The organism is Sphingomonas glacialis, from assembly GCF_006439055.1.
Taxonomy (GTDB): Bacteria; Pseudomonadota; Alphaproteobacteria; order Sphingomonadales; family Sphingomonadaceae; genus Sphingomonas; species Sphingomonas glacialis_A.
In genome coordinates this window covers 76,001-90,860 of the sequence record NZ_RCZC01000011.1, presented here as the reverse complement: position 1 = coordinate 90,860, position 14,860 = coordinate 76,001, and the positions used below count along the sequence as shown (strand labels likewise).

The 14,860-nt window shown below is 67.2% G+C and carries 13 protein-coding genes; 8 read left to right on the top strand and 5 right to left on the bottom strand.

Annotated features, from left to right (window positions below; translation table 11 throughout):
• Nucleotide 1 precedes the first annotated feature (1 nt).
• From EAH76_RS22480 to EAH76_RS22470, 3 genes are read right to left on the bottom strand one after another with little or no spacing between them, the layout of a single operon-like run.
• Entirely contained in the window at nt 2-1,330 is a 1,329-nt protein-coding gene (locus tag EAH76_RS22480) for an NCS2 family permease (protein ID WP_140852496.1), read from the bottom strand.
• Between the two features lie 3 nt (nt 1,331-1,333).
• A complete protein-coding gene (locus EAH76_RS22475) occupies nt 1,334-2,437 on the bottom strand; it encodes a nucleoside hydrolase (protein WP_140852495.1) in 1,104 nt (367 codons plus the stop codon).
• The gene (locus tag EAH76_RS22470) at nt 2,437-5,460 is read right to left on the bottom strand and encodes a TonB-dependent receptor plug domain-containing protein (protein ID WP_206667922.1); all 3,024 of its coding nucleotides are present in this window, start codon (nt 5,458-5,460) and stop codon (nt 2,437-2,439) included. Before EAH76_RS22470 ends, EAH76_RS22475 begins: the two co-directional genes overlap by 1 nt.
• Nucleotides 5,461-5,647: 187 nt before the next feature.
• Here EAH76_RS22470 and EAH76_RS22465 point away from each other — a divergent pair, with 187 nt between their 5' ends.
• The 3 genes from EAH76_RS22465 to EAH76_RS22455 are packed head-to-tail and all read left to right on the top strand — an operon-like array spanning nt 5,648 to nt 7,135.
• Nucleotides 5,648-6,610: a LysR family transcriptional regulator gene (locus EAH76_RS22465; RefSeq protein ID WP_140852494.1), complete on the top strand. Its 963-nt coding sequence runs from the start codon at nt 5,648-5,650 to the stop codon at nt 6,608-6,610.
• A gap of 58 nt (nt 6,611-6,668) precedes the next feature.
• The gene (locus EAH76_RS22460) at nt 6,669-6,851 is read left to right on the top strand and encodes a hypothetical protein (protein ID WP_140852493.1); all 183 of its coding nucleotides are present in this window, start codon (nt 6,669-6,671) and stop codon (nt 6,849-6,851) included.
• A 29-nt stretch (nt 6,852-6,880) separates the two neighbouring features.
• Nucleotides 6,881-7,135: a hypothetical protein gene (locus tag EAH76_RS22455; protein ID WP_140852492.1), complete on the top strand. Its 255-nt coding sequence runs from the start codon at nt 6,881-6,883 to the stop codon at nt 7,133-7,135.
• A gap of 297 nt (nt 7,136-7,432) precedes the next feature.
• Here EAH76_RS22455 and EAH76_RS22450 read toward each other — a convergent pair whose 3' ends face one another.
• Both EAH76_RS22450 and EAH76_RS22440 read right to left on the bottom strand, forming a co-directional pair.
• Entirely contained in the window at nt 7,433-7,861 is a 429-nt protein-coding gene (locus tag EAH76_RS22450) for a hypothetical protein (protein ID WP_161989127.1), read from the bottom strand.
• A gap of 912 nt (nt 7,862-8,773) precedes the next feature.
• Nucleotides 8,774-10,168 (bottom strand): PLP-dependent aminotransferase family protein, encoded by a 1,395-nt coding sequence (locus EAH76_RS22440; RefSeq protein WP_241659849.1) that lies wholly within the window; start codon nt 10,166-10,168, stop codon nt 8,774-8,776.
• Nucleotides 10,169-10,270: 102 nt separating this feature from the next.
• On the opposite strand from EAH76_RS22440, the gene EAH76_RS22435 reads away from it, so the two are divergent.
• From EAH76_RS22435 to EAH76_RS22415, 5 genes are all read left to right on the top strand, one after another.
• Nucleotides 10,271-10,615 (top strand): UrcA family protein, encoded by a 345-nt coding sequence (locus EAH76_RS22435; RefSeq protein WP_140852488.1) that lies wholly within the window; start codon nt 10,271-10,273, stop codon nt 10,613-10,615.
• The gene (locus tag EAH76_RS22430; RefSeq protein WP_140852487.1) at nt 10,612-11,460 is read left to right on the top strand and encodes a PhzF family phenazine biosynthesis protein; all 849 of its coding nucleotides are present in this window, start codon (nt 10,612-10,614) and stop codon (nt 11,458-11,460) included. The genes EAH76_RS22435 and EAH76_RS22430 overlap by 4 nt, the downstream gene beginning before the upstream one ends.
• Nucleotides 11,461-11,978: 518 nt before the next feature.
• Complete coding sequence (locus EAH76_RS22425; RefSeq protein WP_241659848.1) at nt 11,979-12,350, top strand: hypothetical protein; 372 nt, start codon at nt 11,979-11,981, stop codon at nt 12,348-12,350.
• Between the two features lie 57 nt (nt 12,351-12,407).
• On the top strand, nt 12,408-13,709 hold the full coding sequence (locus EAH76_RS22420) for a TolC family protein (RefSeq protein ID WP_140852486.1): 1,302 nt from the start codon (nt 12,408-12,410) through the stop codon (nt 13,707-13,709).
• On the top strand, nt 13,706-14,857 hold the full coding sequence (locus EAH76_RS22415; RefSeq protein WP_140852485.1) for an efflux RND transporter periplasmic adaptor subunit: 1,152 nt from the start codon (nt 13,706-13,708) through the stop codon (nt 14,855-14,857). The genes EAH76_RS22420 and EAH76_RS22415 overlap by 4 nt, the downstream gene beginning before the upstream one ends.
• The last annotated feature ends 3 nt before the right edge of the window (nt 14,858-14,860 follow it).

Here is a 14,860-nt window from a genome sequence, read left to right as displayed (position 1 = left end):
CTCAATGGGGCTTGAAGGCAGCGTAAAGGTAGTAAGCGAGCGGGATCGCGAGAACGATCAGCCCGATCGGCACCTGGCGGATTCGTCCGGCGAGGAACTCGACCGCGACGTACAGCAGGATCCCCGCCGCGATGCCGGTGCCGAAGCTGTTGGCGATCAGGGTCACCAGCACCATCGCGATCGGCGCGAAGAGCTCGGTCGGGTCGTCCCCCGGCAGCTTGCGGATCGTCGCGAGCATCGCAATGCCGATCAGGATCAACGCCGGCGCCGTCGCCTGCCGCGGCACCGCCATGGCGAGCGGCAACACCGCCAGGCATAGCAGGAAACACAGTGCCGCGACGATCGGCGTCAGGCCGGTGCGCCCGCCCGCTTCGACACCGGCGGCGGATTCGATCAGGGCGGTCGCGGCCGGTATGCCGATCAGCGGGCCGACGGTCGCGGCGATCGCATCGACCAGGAACGGCTTGCGGATGCCGGGCAGATTGCCCGCAGCATCGGTAAGACCCGCCTTGGCGCCGATCGCCAGCGTCGTGCCGAGCGTCGAGAAGAACTCGGCGGCGAAGAAGGCGAACATATAGGGGAAGGCGGCGAGCGTGAGCGCGGCGAGCGGATCGGCCTTGTCCGCGATCGCGCCGATACCGTGCGGCAAGGACAGCGGCGCGCCGCCGAAATGCGTGACGCCCAGCGGGATGCCGACCAGCGCCGCGACGACGATCCCCGCGATCACCGCACCAGGCCAGCGCCGCGCGCTCATCGCCAGCGCGACGGCAAGCCCGACCAGTGCCATCACCGGCCCCGCCTGCGTCAGATCGGCGAGCGCCAGCGCGTTGGTCTTGGCGTTGACCGTGACCATCCCGGCGTCGCGAAACCCGAGCATCGCGATGAACATGCCGATCGACGCGCCGAGGCCGAGCTTGATCGGCAGCGGTACGAGCCGCACCACGATCTCGCGCGCGCCCGAAAGCGTGAGCCCGAGGAACAGCAGACCCGAGATCAGCGCGATGCCGAGCCCGGTCTGCCAGCCGATGCCCGGCATATGCGCCAGCGTCGCGCCGAGCAGCGCCGAGCCACCGATGCCCGGCCCGACGATGAACGGCAGATTGGCATACAGGCCCATCGCGATGCTGCCCGCGGCAAGCAGCAGCAGCACGGCGGTCGTCGCCGCACCCCGCTCCATGCCACCGCTCGCCAGGAGCGAGGGGATAACCGCGATGAGATAGGCCGCGGCGAGGAAGGTGGTGAGCCCGGCCGCCACTTCGCGCCCGACGGTGCTGCCGCGCGCGGTGATGTCAAAGCGACGCTCGAGCGCCGCGGGAAAGGTCGTCCGCATCGCCTAGCGGGTCGCTTGCGCGGTAAAGCGGTCGAGGAAGCGCGTGGTGTCGATCGCCTGCACCAGGTGGACGTCGCGCTCCCCGGCATTGGGCGCGAACTTCGCGTTCCAGATCTGCGCCTGGCCATAGGTCGCGCCCGGCAACAGATCGACGTCCATCCGCACGACGATCTCCTGCGTCACCAGCGTGCGATCGACCGCGACGGCGCTGACGATCTCGTCCCACATCGGCTGTCCGCGCTTGGCATAGCTGTCGAAATAGCGCGCGACCGGCGTGCCGGCGGCACCGATCCTGGTGGCGAGCTCGGGCGTGACCTTGACCGATCCCGTGACGTTGCCGAGCACGGTGACCTTGGGCCATGCCGCGGTCAGCACGATGTGCGCGGCTTCGGGGTCGAACAGGAAGTTGAAGTCGGTCGCATAATCGGTGTTGCCGGTGACGCGCGCGAGCGCGCTGTCGATCCCGCCGCCCTCGATCACGATCTCCTTGGCGAGCGCAGGGAGATCGGGTGCGATCCGAACCGCGAGCGCGATATCGGTGAGCGGCCCCGCAGTGACGATCGTGATCTGGTGCGGATGCGCGCGGACCTGGCGGATCAGGAAGGCGACGGCATCCTCGTACGCGGCTTTCAGCTTCGGCGCCCCTTCGGCGAGCGGGGGAACAACCGCGGGATCATCGGGATGATAGGTGCGGCCCGGCTTCACCGCGTTCCACGCGCCCTTCCACGGGATCGCACCATAGCGCGCTTCCCAGTTGCGCATCTCGGCCTGGGTGCGCAGCAGCGGCATCTCGGCCCCGGCGAGCACCGGGACATCGCCGCGCCCGGCGATTTCGAGGAAGCGCAGCGTATGCGCCAGCTCCTCGCGCAGCCAGGCATCGCCGGTGACGACGCCGATCCCGACGAGATCGACGCGCTCGTCGCGCAGCAGCGGGATCAGCGCCTGGATGTTGCTCTGCCCCGGCCCCAGGAAATCGTTGTCGAAGAAGATCGACACCTTCCCCGCGCCCGCCGCGTCTTTGGCAGGCGCGGCGGGCGCCGATTGCGCCATCACCGGAAGCGGACACGACGCGAGCAGCGCTGCGAGCACGAGGAAAGGCGTACGCATCAGAAGCGCGCCGTCACGCCGGCGAACACATAGCGCCCGAGCGAATCGTACATGCCAGCGAAGAACGCGCCGTTGGAGGTTTGCCCGGTCGACGCCGCGCTGGCGGTCAGCGGCGGATCGCGATCGAGCAGATTGTTGACGCCACCGCGCAGCGTGAAGCGCTTGCCGACATTGACCGCGGCGGTCAGGTCGAAATAGCTCGTCGCGCCGAGCCGCGCATCATAGGCGAAATAGGTGCCGGTCAGGTACGTCGCGCTGCTCGATTTGTCGTTCTTGGTCGGCCCGATATAGCGCCACGTCCCGCCGACGCTGAACCCGCCCTGCGGTGAGGTCCAGTTGACCAGCAAGCGATGCCGCCAGTGCGGGATCGGCTGGCCACAGGTCGTGCCGAAATAGCCGTCGCAGCGATAGACCGGGGCACCGGGGAGCACCTGCACCGCGTATTTCTCGGTACGGGTCCCGCCGAAATTGAGATCGACGCGGCCGAGATGGCCGCCGAAGATGTCGCCCAATTGCTGCGACGCGGTGGCGGTGAAATCGATGCCGCTGGTCTGCAGATAGCCGGCGTTGACATAGGTCGTCACTACATAGCCGCTATTGACCAGCGATCCGGTCGCGGGATTGCGCACAATCAGGTCGCAGGCGACGCCGGTCGCGATGCACTGGTTGAGGATGATCGACGGCGCCACGGTGCTGATCAGCTTCTTCACCTTGATGTCGAAATAATCGACGCCGATCGTGACCCCGCGGAGGAAGCGTGGCGTGAGTTCGGCGCCGAACGACTTGGTATAGGCGACTTCCGGCTTCAAATCGGGGTTTCCGCCAACGCGCGCGCCCGATTGCTGGCCCGCCGCCGGCGCGATGTTGCGATATTGGACCGCGCTGACGCCCGACAGCGCGCATTGCGCGGCAGTCGCCTTGGGTGCGGTGCCCTCGCACGGATCGGTGATGCTCGCCGTCGTGCCGCGCTGCGGACCGAACAATTCGGTCAGGTTTGGCGCGCGCACCGCCCGCTGGAAGCTGCCGCGCAGGCGCAGGTCGCGGACCGGCGACCATTCGGCGCCGGCCTTGAAGGCAATGGTGTCGCCGGCGGTGCTGTAGTTGGAATAGCGGATGCCGCCTTCCGCGCTCAGGCTGTGGAAGAACGGCCGCGCCTCGATCAGCGGGACGCGCACTTCGCCATAGACTTCCTTGACGTTGAACGACCCCATTGCCGGGAATTCGCCGCCCGAATTGCCCGCGACGTCCTTGCTGCTGTAGAAGCTGTCGGGCTGGAAATTGAGTTTTTCGTCGCGATATTCGGCGCCGATCGCCACGCCGATCGGATGGCTCGCGAGTGGACTGCCAAAGCCGAGATTGCCCGAGACCGACCCGCTGGCGATGAACTCCTGCGTGTAGCCGGTGCGATGGACGGTGTTCTCGACATAGGCCCGCGCGCTGTCGGTGATGCCGTTCACCGCGAACAGATTGATCGGCACGCACGACGGATTGGTCGCGGCCGAGGCGCAGACGATCTGCCCGCCGACATTCACCGCCTGCAGCGCGTTGGCGAACTTGGCGAGCGAGATCTCGTTGATCGTGGTCGAATCGTATTCGGTGCGGCCATATTGCGCATAGGCGTCATAATGCCAGTTGCTGGCGAAATCCCCGCGCAGCCCGAGCACGCCCTGATACGAGGTGTGATTGGTATAATCATGCCGCGACCCGGCGAGCGCATCGCGGAACGACACGTTGACCGTCGCGCTCTGCGCCGGGGTGAGCCCGACCGACGTGCAGATCAGGTTCACCTGCGAGGCCGAGAGGTACGGGTTGTTGCAGTTGATCTTCTCGGCGACGGTGAAGACCCCCGTCGGCGAGATGCGGATGTCCGCTTCATCGCGCATGAACATGAATTGGCCATAGACTTCGACCGCGTCCGAGATCTTGTAATGCGCGAAGATGTCGGCGTTGATCCGCTTGTCGGGGGCCTGCGCGTCGTAGGTCGGTCCGTTGCTGAAACCGTCGCTGGTGCGATAGGTGCGGAGCGTATTTCCGGTCGTCGAATCGAGCGTGTAGCTGCCACGAACCGCGCCGGTGGTCGGGTTGGTCAGCTGGAACTGCGCCGGATAGGTCGTGCTCGACAGCGAGCAGCTATACCCGGCAGCGCCCGCCGCGAGATTGCAGGTCGAAAAGTCGCGATCGGCGGTGCCGACGCCGGCGATCTGGCGATAGCTGGCAAAGGCGGTCACATTGCCGCGCCCTTCGTCGAAATTCTTGCCGAAGGTCAGCGAGACGCTCTGCTGGCCGCCATCGATCGTCTGCCCGCTGATGACGGGCTGGCCCGCCGCGCGTGCCACGCTCGCGATCGGATTGCGGTTGTCGTGCGTGAACAGGCCGGCCTGCGCATCCGCCTGAAACCCGTCGAAATTCTTCTTGAGCACGAAATTGACGACGCCCGCGATCGCATCCGATCCATAGACCGCCGACGCGCCGCCGGTCACCACGTCGATCCGGTCGACCAGTGCCGCGGGGACGTTGTTGATGTCGGCCGCCTGCGCCGCCGATCGCGCGGGGTCGCCCTGCATCAGGCGGCGCCCGTCGATTAGCACCAGCGTCCGCTGGTTGCCGAGATTGCGCAGGTTGATCGTCGCGGTACCACTCGCGCCGACCGTGCCGCCACGGTTGCCGCCGCCCTGATCGGCATAGGCTTGCGGCAGCGTGTTGATCAGATCCTCGATCCGGGTCGCGCCGCGATTGAGGATTTCCTGGCCGCTGACGGTGGTGATCGCGCTGACGCTGGTGGCGTTGGGGGAACGGATGCGCGATCCGGTGACGACGATATCGCCGCCGGTGCTCGGGGCCTCGCCATTTGCGTCGGTCGGTGCGTCTTGCGGCAGCGTCGGCGCCTGTTGCGCGAGCGCGGGCTGGATCGACCCGGCCGCCAGCGCGAGCAACCACGCGGTCGTCAGCGACGCGCCAGTCGGCATCAGGCGCGGAAAGCCGCGGGGCGAGAGACGATTGGCCGAGTGGCGAGCAGATGGCATGACGGACCCCCTTTTGGTCTGTGACTGCCTGTCAGCGCCCTCCCCCGACATATTTTCTGGCGTGCTTCGCACCTTGGAATGCTGAAGCGACTCGAAAGCTAGCCCGCTTGGGCATTAAGTGGAAAGCCATCGTCTTTATACATTCATAAATGTTGCTTATAACCAAAACCTGCGCGAGTTATCTAGCATGAGCTCCGACGGCCGACCAAGCGGCGCCCACCTCGCGACGCGCTTGCAGGCGATTTCCCTGCGGCAATTGCGATTCTTCGCCGAGCTTGCGGACGGCGCCAATTTCAGCCGCGCGGCCGAACGGATGGCGGTTTCCCAGCCTGCGCTGAGTGCAGCGATCCGACAGATCGAAGCGCTGCTCGATTTGACGCTGTTCGACAGGACCACGCACCGCGTCGCCCTTACCGATGTCGGGGCCGCCTTGCTTCCGCATGTTCGGCGCTTGTTGATCACCGCCGACAACGCCTTTGCGGACATGGCCGAAGCGGCGGTGCGGCAGCGCACCATCGTCCGGATGGGCGCGATCCCATCGGCCATACCCGCAGTCGCGAGCCAGCTCGCGGCGTTCAAGGCACGATCGACCGAGCCGATCGACGTCACGCTGTGCGACGGCAAGAGCGACAGCCTGCTGCAGCAATTGCACAGCGGGATGCTCGATCTCGTCGTCGGGGTCCACCCGGTCGAGGAGCCGACGCTTGAGTCGATCCCGCTCATCGAGGACGCGCTGCTGCTGGTCGTACCGACCAACCACGCCTTCGCAGCGGCCAAGGCCATATCGTGGAGTGACCTTGGCGGAAACGAGATCGTCCATTTCGGCGGCGGGAGCATCGGCGAGGTGACGTCGGCTGCGATGCGGCAGAACAATCTCACCCCGTCGGCGCGCTATCGCGTCGATCAGGTCGATTCGCTGTTCGGATTGGTTCGGGCCGGCCTGGCGGTGGGAATCATGCCGCGGCTTTACACGATGGGGCTCGGCTGGGACGGCGTAGCCCTCGTTCCGCTCGTCAAACCGCGGATCGTGCGCCGGCTGGTCCTGTTGTCCCGGCGAGGGCTGGCCGCCGAACATCCGGCGGGCGCCCAGTTCGCGCGCGAAATCTGCATCGGGCTCGGCGCGGCATTGATGGGATCGACCCGCGGCTAGCACAGACGCTCACATGGGGTGACGCGGATCGCGCTGTCGCGGGCTGGTCGAGAGAGAGATGCCCGAGCATGGCTGCATCGACTTCCGCCGGCTCGTCGGCGTGGCCGACAGCGCGGCATTCGCCGACCGGCTGATCGAGCGCAGCGGCGTGATCGTCGCGCAGTGTGCGTTCTTCGGCGCGCCCGACCGGATCGGGATCGGCTTCGGGCGCCACGCGCGCGCTTCGAGCCGCAAGCGGTGAATGATGATCGGGCCAGATAAAGCGGGAAAATGGTACCGGACTATTTTGAACCGACAGACCAGAAAGATGTCATTGCGGCAAGTTCAGCTTGGCCGAATCTCGGCGCTCGTTCGGGTTGGGCCGCTGGCGAAGAGATGCTCGGTGACGCCGGCTACCATGTGCTGTTCGCGTCGAATGGCGCCGCGGGCGTGAAAGTTTTGCAGTCGAGGGCGCATATTGACCTGTTGATCACTGACGTCGGCTTTCGTGACGGGATCTGGAACGTCATCTTCACGACCTGCTGACAGTCGGTTCAATCCGGTAGCTTGTCGCGCTCGGCCGGACCCGGCCACATCGCGAGCTTTTCGATGCCGCGGTCGAGGAGACCGACAATCCGCCCTTTACGAGCAGTTTCCTTGCTCCCAAGGTCCGCCGTTCGTTCCCATAAAGTCATACCCCATAGGCCAAGTTTACAGCTGCGGAACGTCGCTTTTCAGCCCTTTCAAGGTTGCGGCCGACGCATTACGTTTTCCGGACATCAAAGACGAATGCGCAGCGTTTCCACCAGTCCGTTTCGTCAAATCATCTGCGCCGATAAAGCCTCATGCCCCCGAAGCCTGCGCCGCGCGAACCGACGGCAGTTTATCGACGGAAGCCGTGAATCCTTCGGGCGCGATACCTCCGAGGTCGGGTGCGCGATAGCCATAGACGTTGTACCACGCGCCGATCGCGCGCAACGCCAATTGGCTGCCGGTGTACTCGACTGACGCGACCGCCGCCTGCAAACGAAGGCCACCCGCGGAGATGCGCTGGCCGGTCGCACCGAAATCGATGAGCGGCACTTCGATGTGCGCACTCCCGTCGGTGCGGTGATTGGGCCGGGAGCGTTCGAGCACGTTGTTCGGATCGTTCGAGAAAGCGCGACTGAGCACCTTGAACGAGGAGAGAGAGGTCAGCGGTTGGCCAACGGCGTGCAACCGCCTCGTTTCGCGCACCTTGCGCTTCTTCGCGCTGCGCGATTGCTTCTTCAAGACTAGGCGCGCGCGTCACTGCGGCGGCGATTGCCGCGTGGAAGGCGGGCGCGCCAAGCTCGCTGCGCGCGAGCGCCAGCACCGGGTCATCCTTGGGGTCTATCCGCATCGGATCGTCGCTTGGCACCGGCAGGCCGCCGGGGTGTTGCGCCCACAAACCACTCTGCAGTTCGGGCATCGGCGGTGCTGAGCTTACGCTGCGAACGCCGGATCGGGAACGCGGAAGCGCCAGCGGCGCCTGCGGCGCCTGCGGGACGACGACCGGCGTGCTTAGACGATCATTGGCAGGAAGCTCGGGCGAGGCCAGACTGAAACGCGGCGTCGCACCGGACTGCGGAGTTTGAGCAAAGACCACCGCACCCGTGCCCGCTGCGACGACCGGTCCGGGCGGGGGCGTCTGGGCGTGAATGGCCGCCGGCACGGCGAGGAACCAGGCGGTCCACAGCCGGAACCGGGCGCGTTTAAAATCGCCGTTATGCCACTCGTACATACCCACCCAGTTCGGCACCCCCCCGCGCCCCATTCGCAGGCGCGACCCTATTCGGGAGATCATCGTCTTATTGTCGTGTCGAGACAGCCCTGCACGACGCTGACTTCAGGAGAAGATAAAGTCGTTCGTGTTCAGGCTAGCAAGCGTTACGTCCAGCAATACAAGCACGTCCCTATTGTGCAAGTCGAAGCAAACGTCAGTCGTTGCGGCAGGCGTGTTGCGCCTGCATCGGACTGGCTGACGAAATGACCAACGAAATGATTCAGCACCTGCGCTTCCGTGACCGACTGGCAGGATCCCGCATCGCGAACCCGCCCCCCCGGGACAAACTCTAGTGCGGTAATGGGCTGCGTGTATGGCACGTGGCAATCGACGCTCGAAGCCGCACGTATCGCCCGAAGCTTTTCTAGCCTCGGCGCCCCTCATCCGCCGAAAGCGTTCTCCAGAAACGCGCTGACGCGGTCGTCGTCGCTCGTCACGACGTTGAAGCGCAGATAGTCTCCCCATGTTCCGCTCGGACTGAACACGTTTCCCGGCGCGAGCACGATATCCTGGCCCAGCGCGGTCCGCGCGAGCGCCGCCGCGTCCCGGCCGCCCGGCAATCGCGCCCAGACGAACAGCCCGGCCGCCGGGTCGATCCAAGGTTCGAGCCCGACGTCGCGCAACCGGCGTAGCGTCCGTGCCGTCGAACGGGCGAGCCGCGCCCGCACACCCTCGATATGCCGGCGATAGCCGCCATCCGTCAGCACGCCGTGCAGGATCTCGGCGGAAAGCGGGTTGCCCGACATCGACGTTGCGATGCGCAGGTCGGCGAGCGCCTCGATCCAGTCGGGCCGCGCGGCGATATGGCCACAGCGGATCGCAGCGGTCAGCGACTTGGAGAAGCTGCCGATCCGGATGACGCGATCGAGCCCGTCGAACGCGGCGAGCCGCGGCGCGGGCATATGTTCGAAGTCGGCGAAGACATCGTCCTCGACGATCACCAGATCGTGCGCCTCGGCGAGCTTGAGCAGGCGATGCGCGATGGTGGCCGACAGCGTTGCCCCGGTCGGATTGTGCACCGCCGAGTTGGTCAGATAGAAGCGCGGGCGATGGTCTGCGAGCGCGGCAGCGAACGCCGCCATGTCCGGGCCGCTCGGCGTCATCGGAATGCCCACGACATGCGCGCGGTGCGCGCGCAGCAGCGCCAGGAAATTGAAATAGCAGGGATCGTCGACCAGCACCGTGTCGCCGGGCTCGAGCAGGAAGCGACCGATCAGGTCGAGTGCCTGCGTGCTGCTGTCGGTCAGCAGGATCTGGTCGGGCGAGGCCGCGACGCCCTGCTCCTCCAGCCGCCGCGCGAGCAGCGCGCGCAGCGGCGACGAGCCAAGCCGCGATGCGTACCCGATCAGCGACCCGTCGGCCTTGCCGCGCGCGGCGGCGCGGAGCGCTTTGCGGATCGGCTCGCTCGCCATCCAGCTGTCGGGCAGCCAGCCGCAGCCGGGCCGGATCGCATCGGGGCGTTCGCTAAGCGACTGGCGCAGCATCCACAGCGGATCGACCTCGCGCTCGATCGGCGTGCCGATCCGGTCGAGCGAGAGCGGCGACAGCGGCGCCGACACATAGAACCCCGCGCCCGGGCGCGAGCGGATCGCGCCGTCCGCCGCAAGCCGGTCATAGGCCTCGACCACGGTCGATTTCGAGAAGCCGGTCGTCTCTGCCATCGCGCGCACCGAGGGCAAGCGCGCGCCGGGGGTGAGCACGCGCCGCGCGATCCGATCCCGGATCAGCTGCACGACGTGTCCGGTGCGCGTGCGGTCTAGATCGATCGTCGTCACTGTATTGGCCACCTTAGCAGTACGGTTTTTCGATATTGTACGGAACCGTTCCTGTGTTGGCCAGCGCGGATCGCGCATCGCTTCGCCGCTCAGGAGGTACCGATGAAGAGACTGCACTGCACCCTTACAGCCGCCGCATGCGCCCTGCTCGCGACGCCTTGCATCGCGCAAGAAACCCAGCTGGGTTCAGATCGCTACGCCGCGACTGTCCGCAGCCCGGACCTGCACCCGACGACGCTCAGCGGGGCGCGGCACACGCTCGACCGCATCGACGCGGCCGCCCTGGCGGTGTGCGGGGTGCCGTCGTTCAGCTTGCGCGAGGTGATCGCGGCGGAGCGGCGTTCGGCCTGCTGGCGCGAAGCGATGGCGGGGGCGATGGTGCGCGTCGACGATCCGTTGCTGCTCCACGCCTATCACCGCATGACAGATCGGAAGGCCTTCCCATGAATCGTCCCTTCACGCTCGTCGATGTCTTCGGCACCCAAGCCTTTACCGGCAATCCGCTCGCGGTCGTCGCGCAAGCCGAGGGCCTGACGAGCGAGGACATGCAGCGCATCACACGCTGGCTGAATCTGGCGGAAACCACCTTCCTGCTCACGCCAACGCATCCCGACGCCGATTACCGCGTGCGCATCTTCTGCCGGTCTCACGAACTGCCGTTCGCGGGGCATCCGACGCTCGGGACCTGTCATGTGTGGCTCGAAGCCGGCGGGTCACCGAAACGCAGCGGCATCGTCGTGCAGGAATGCGGGGCGGGCCTGGTCACGCTGCGGCACGAAGCCGATGGTCTCGCCTTTGCCGCACCGCCGCTAATCCGCGGAGGGCCGCCAAGCGAGGAAGACCTGGCGGAGGTTGCGGCGGTGCTCCGCATCGACCGCGCCGCGATCGTCGATGCGGCATGGGCAGATAACGGCCCAGGTTGGATCGCGGTGCTGCTCGACTCCGCCGCGGCAGTGCTCGCAGTCGAGCCGGCGCACCACCATGCCCGCCATATCAATATCGGCATCGTCGGCGCGCACCCGCCGGGCAGCGATGCAGCCTTCGAACTCCGCGCGATCCACAGCGTGCCTGGGGGCGCGCTGACCGAGGATCCCGTCACGGGCAGCCTCAATGCCTCGGTCGGGCAATGGCTGTTCGCGACTGGTCGGGCGAAAGGCCGCTACAGTGCGGCTCAGGGAACGTGCGTGGACCGGTCCGGGCGCATTGCCGTGACGCAGGACGAGCGCGGCCAGGTGTGGATCGGCGGCAAGACGCTCACGCTGTTTGCTGGGCACAGCTGCCCGACAGTCTGATCGCCGATCGCAGCGAGCCGGTTACCCCCGTAGACGGGCACCGGTCGGTTTGCCATGCAACCTCCTGGGTGCCGAACTGGACCGGACAGCGTGTCAGATGCCGTTCAAATGCCGTCTCGCAGCTCTCTTGAAGACACGTTGCAGCATATCGGATGAAGGATCCGAGATGCCGAAAAGTTGGGCGCAATATGGCGAAATTTGGGGCCCACTTTCGCTGCGTGGACGACCGCAGTTTGTGCGATTGGCCACACCCTGCACATATCGCCGGCAAAGCGTGCGTCTTCGCCATCGCTCGGCTACCGAAAGATGGTAATAGTCGGCCCACGCACAGTCCTCTACTTCGCGGCCCGCGGATGAGAGCGATCGACCCCATCACGCCCGAGGACCGACGGGAAGTGGTCGAGTCCGCCGCTGTGGCGACGATCCAATATCAGAAACCGATGGTCCCCTTCCACCATCGCAATTCCTGCCATTCTTTCAGACGTCCCCCTTGGCTCGCCCTGTCATACAGCTCCGGGATGACATTTGACGAGATTTCCCCTACACCATTCACGATGCTGCGCCGGCTCTGGTCCCTATTGCTCGTTATGATCGCGTCATCGCTGGTGATGAGCGCGACCGTGCATGCGCGCGAAATCCCGGGGCCAATGACGATCGAGTGCAGCGGCACCGTGCATAGCGACGACGACGCCGATCAATCGCCAGGCGACGCCGACAATGCGATCTCGCATCATCATGGCACCTGCCACGGCGCCTCGCTCGATGTGCCGGCGACCGAGGCGCTGCCAATGCTGGTGCGTGCCGATAGTCTGCGGGCAGTCTCCGCACCCGACAGCGCGCCTGCGTCGCGGGCGATAGATCCTGCATTACGGCCGCCGGCCGCCGCCTGACGACATCCGCCGGTCGGCTTAGCCCGGCCCGAGATATTCTGTCAGGATCAACCTCCTATGAAAACGATGTTCGCGGCCGGTCTGGCCGTGGCGTCCTGCGCAACGATCGCGCAGGCGCAGCAGGTGCAGCCGCGACCCGCGCCGGCACTTTCGTCGGCGGCGCCGCAGCCGGTCTTCACGCTCGATCAGGCCATCGTCGCCGCTGGCGGGGTTGCGCCCGCGGGCGCCGCCGCGAGAGCGGCGATCGAAGCTGCTCAGGCCGGGCGCACGGTGGCCGGGCTGCGGCCTAACCCCGTCTTCCAGGGACAGGTCGAGAATGTCGTCGGCTCCGGCCCCTATCGAGGGGTGCGCAGCGCCGAAACGACGGTCGGGGTCGCGATCCCGATCGAGCTGGGCGGCAAGCGCGGCGCCCGCGTCGCTGTCGCAAGCGCGCAGGTATCGCGCGCCGAACTGCAGACAGCGATCGTCCAGGCCGACATCCGCGTGCAGGTCACGCAGCTCTATGTCGCAGCGATCGCGGCCGAACGTCGGCTGGCGACCGCGCGCGACCAGGCGCGCATCGCTGGCGACGTGCTGCGCGGCGCCGCGGTCCGCGTCCAGGCGGGGCGTGCGTCGCCGCTCGAGCGGCAGCGCGCCGACGTCGCGCGGATCAATGCCGACGCCACGCTCGAACGGCTGACGCGGCTGAGCGAGGCGGCCCGGACGAACCTTGCGCGGCGGGTCGGGCGCTCGATCGAGGACGCGCTCGACGACGGTTTACTCGATCGGCTGCCGACCGCGACCTTCGGCCCGGCCGCGCCGCTGAAGATCGCCGGTACGCTGGCGCTGGCCGCCGCCGACGCCGATCTGACCATCGCCGACGCCGGCATCCGGCTTGCGCGCGCCAATCGCGTCCCCGACATAAACGTCGGGCCGGCGCTGCGGCGCCTGGAGGCGACCAACGACACCGCTGCGGTGTTCGCCATCTCGATCCCGATCCAGATCTTCAACACCGGCCGCGCCGCCGTCGCGCAGGCCTCCGCGGAACGCACCCGCGCGGAAGCGGTGCGGCGCGTGACCGCGCTCGATGTCGAGCAGGCGATCACCGATGCGCAGGTCGAGGTCGAGAATGCGGCGACCTCGGCACGCGCCGCGGCGGGCCCTGCCCTCACGGCAGCGACCGAGGCCGCCCGCATCGCGCGGATCGGCTATCGCGAGGGCAAGTTCGGCCAGCTCGATCTGCTCGATGCCGAGCGCACGCTCGCCGAGACCCGCGTCGCCGCGATCGACGCGCTCGCCACCTATCACAACGCCCGTGCGCAGTTGGAGCGCCTAACCGCGCCCGCGCCGGGCACCACTTCCGAGGGATTCGACCAATGAAGACCGTTCTGACGGGCGGCGTCCTGCCCTTCGCTCTCGCGCTGTTGCTCGCAGCCTGTGACGGCGGCTCCGATGCCGACGACACCACGCCTGCAGCGAATGCCGAAACCGCAACAGCGCATAGCGAGGGTGGCGCGGTGACGCTGTCGGCGGACCAGATCGCCGCAGCAGGCGTGCAGATCGGCCGCCCGGTGACCGGCGGCGCGGGCACGATCGACCTGCCGGCGACGATCGAAGGCGATCCGCAGGGCATGCAAGTCGTGTCGGCGGCGATCGGCGGGCGCGTCGTCGCGCTGACGCGCAATCTCGGCCAGTCGGTCGGGCGCGGCCAGACGATCGCGGTGATCGAAAGCCGCGAGGCGGCGCAGCTCAAGGGCGAGGTCGAGGCGTCGCGCGCCCGGCTCGCGCTCGCCACCTCCAATCTCGGGCGCGAGCAGCGGCTGTTCGCGCAATCCGTATCGCCGGAGCAGGATCTGATCGCGGCGCGCACCGCGGCGATCGAGGCGCGCATCGCCTATCGTCAGGCGCAGAGCCAGGTGTCGGCGGCAGGCGGCGGCGGGGGTGGGCTCAACCGGCTGGGCATCGTCGCGCCGATCGCGGGGCAGATCATCGCGCGGCCGGTTCTGCTCGGGCAGACCGTGGCGGCCGACAGCGAACTCTATCGCATCGCCGATCTCGGCCGCGTCTCGCTTTCGCTCAACCTCAAGCCGCAAGATGCGGGCCGGGTGAAGCCGGGCGCGATCGTCACCGTCACGGCGCCAGGCCGGCAGGCGAGCGCGCGGATCAGCTTCGTCTCGCCGGCGCTCGATCCGCAGACGCGGCAGGTGCCGGTCATCGCGACGCTCGACAACAGAGCCGGTCAATGGCGTGTCGGCGAACCCGTCACCGCTGCGGTCGAGCTCAGCGGCAGCGATGGCAGCAGCGCGGTGCGCGTGCCGACGACCGCGGTTCAGACGATCGCGGGGAAGTCGGTCGTGTTCGTCCGGACGGCCAAGGGGTTCCAGGCGACCCTGGTGACGCTCGGCGACGCGGCCGGCGATACCGTCATCGTGCAGTCCGGGCTGACCGGCCAGGAGCGGATCGCCACCACCGGCAGCTTCACGCTCAAGGCCGAACTCGGCAAGGGCGAAGCGGCGCACGAGGATTGATGG

Coding starts and splice junctions, on each gene's coding strand:
- EAH76_RS22460 (WP_140852493.1), top strand. CDS start 6,669: ATGCCCGAGCATGGCTGCATCGACTTCCGCCGGCTCGTCGGCGTGGCC.
- EAH76_RS22475 (WP_140852495.1), bottom strand. CDS start 2,437: ATGCGTACGCCTTTCCTCGTGCTCGCAGCGCTGCTCGCGTCGTGTCCG.
- EAH76_RS22430 (WP_140852487.1), top strand. CDS start 10,612: ATGAATCGTCCCTTCACGCTCGTCGATGTCTTCGGCACCCAAGCCTTT.
- EAH76_RS22470 (WP_206667922.1), bottom strand. CDS start 5,460: ATGCCATCTGCTCGCCACTCGGCCAATCGTCTCTCGCCCCGCGGCTTT.
- EAH76_RS22435 (WP_140852488.1), top strand. CDS start 10,271: ATGAAGAGACTGCACTGCACCCTTACAGCCGCCGCATGCGCCCTGCTC.
- EAH76_RS22425 (WP_241659848.1), top strand. CDS start 11,979: ATGACATTTGACGAGATTTCCCCTACACCATTCACGATGCTGCGCCGG.
- EAH76_RS22415 (WP_140852485.1), top strand. CDS start 13,706: ATGAAGACCGTTCTGACGGGCGGCGTCCTGCCCTTCGCTCTCGCGCTG.
- EAH76_RS22465 (WP_140852494.1), top strand. CDS start 5,648: ATGAGCTCCGACGGCCGACCAAGCGGCGCCCACCTCGCGACGCGCTTG.
- EAH76_RS22420 (WP_140852486.1), top strand. CDS start 12,408: ATGAAAACGATGTTCGCGGCCGGTCTGGCCGTGGCGTCCTGCGCAACG.
- EAH76_RS22455 (WP_140852492.1), top strand. CDS start 6,881: ATGGTACCGGACTATTTTGAACCGACAGACCAGAAAGATGTCATTGCG.
- EAH76_RS22480 (WP_140852496.1), bottom strand. CDS start 1,330: ATGCGGACGACCTTTCCCGCGGCGCTCGAGCGTCGCTTTGACATCACC.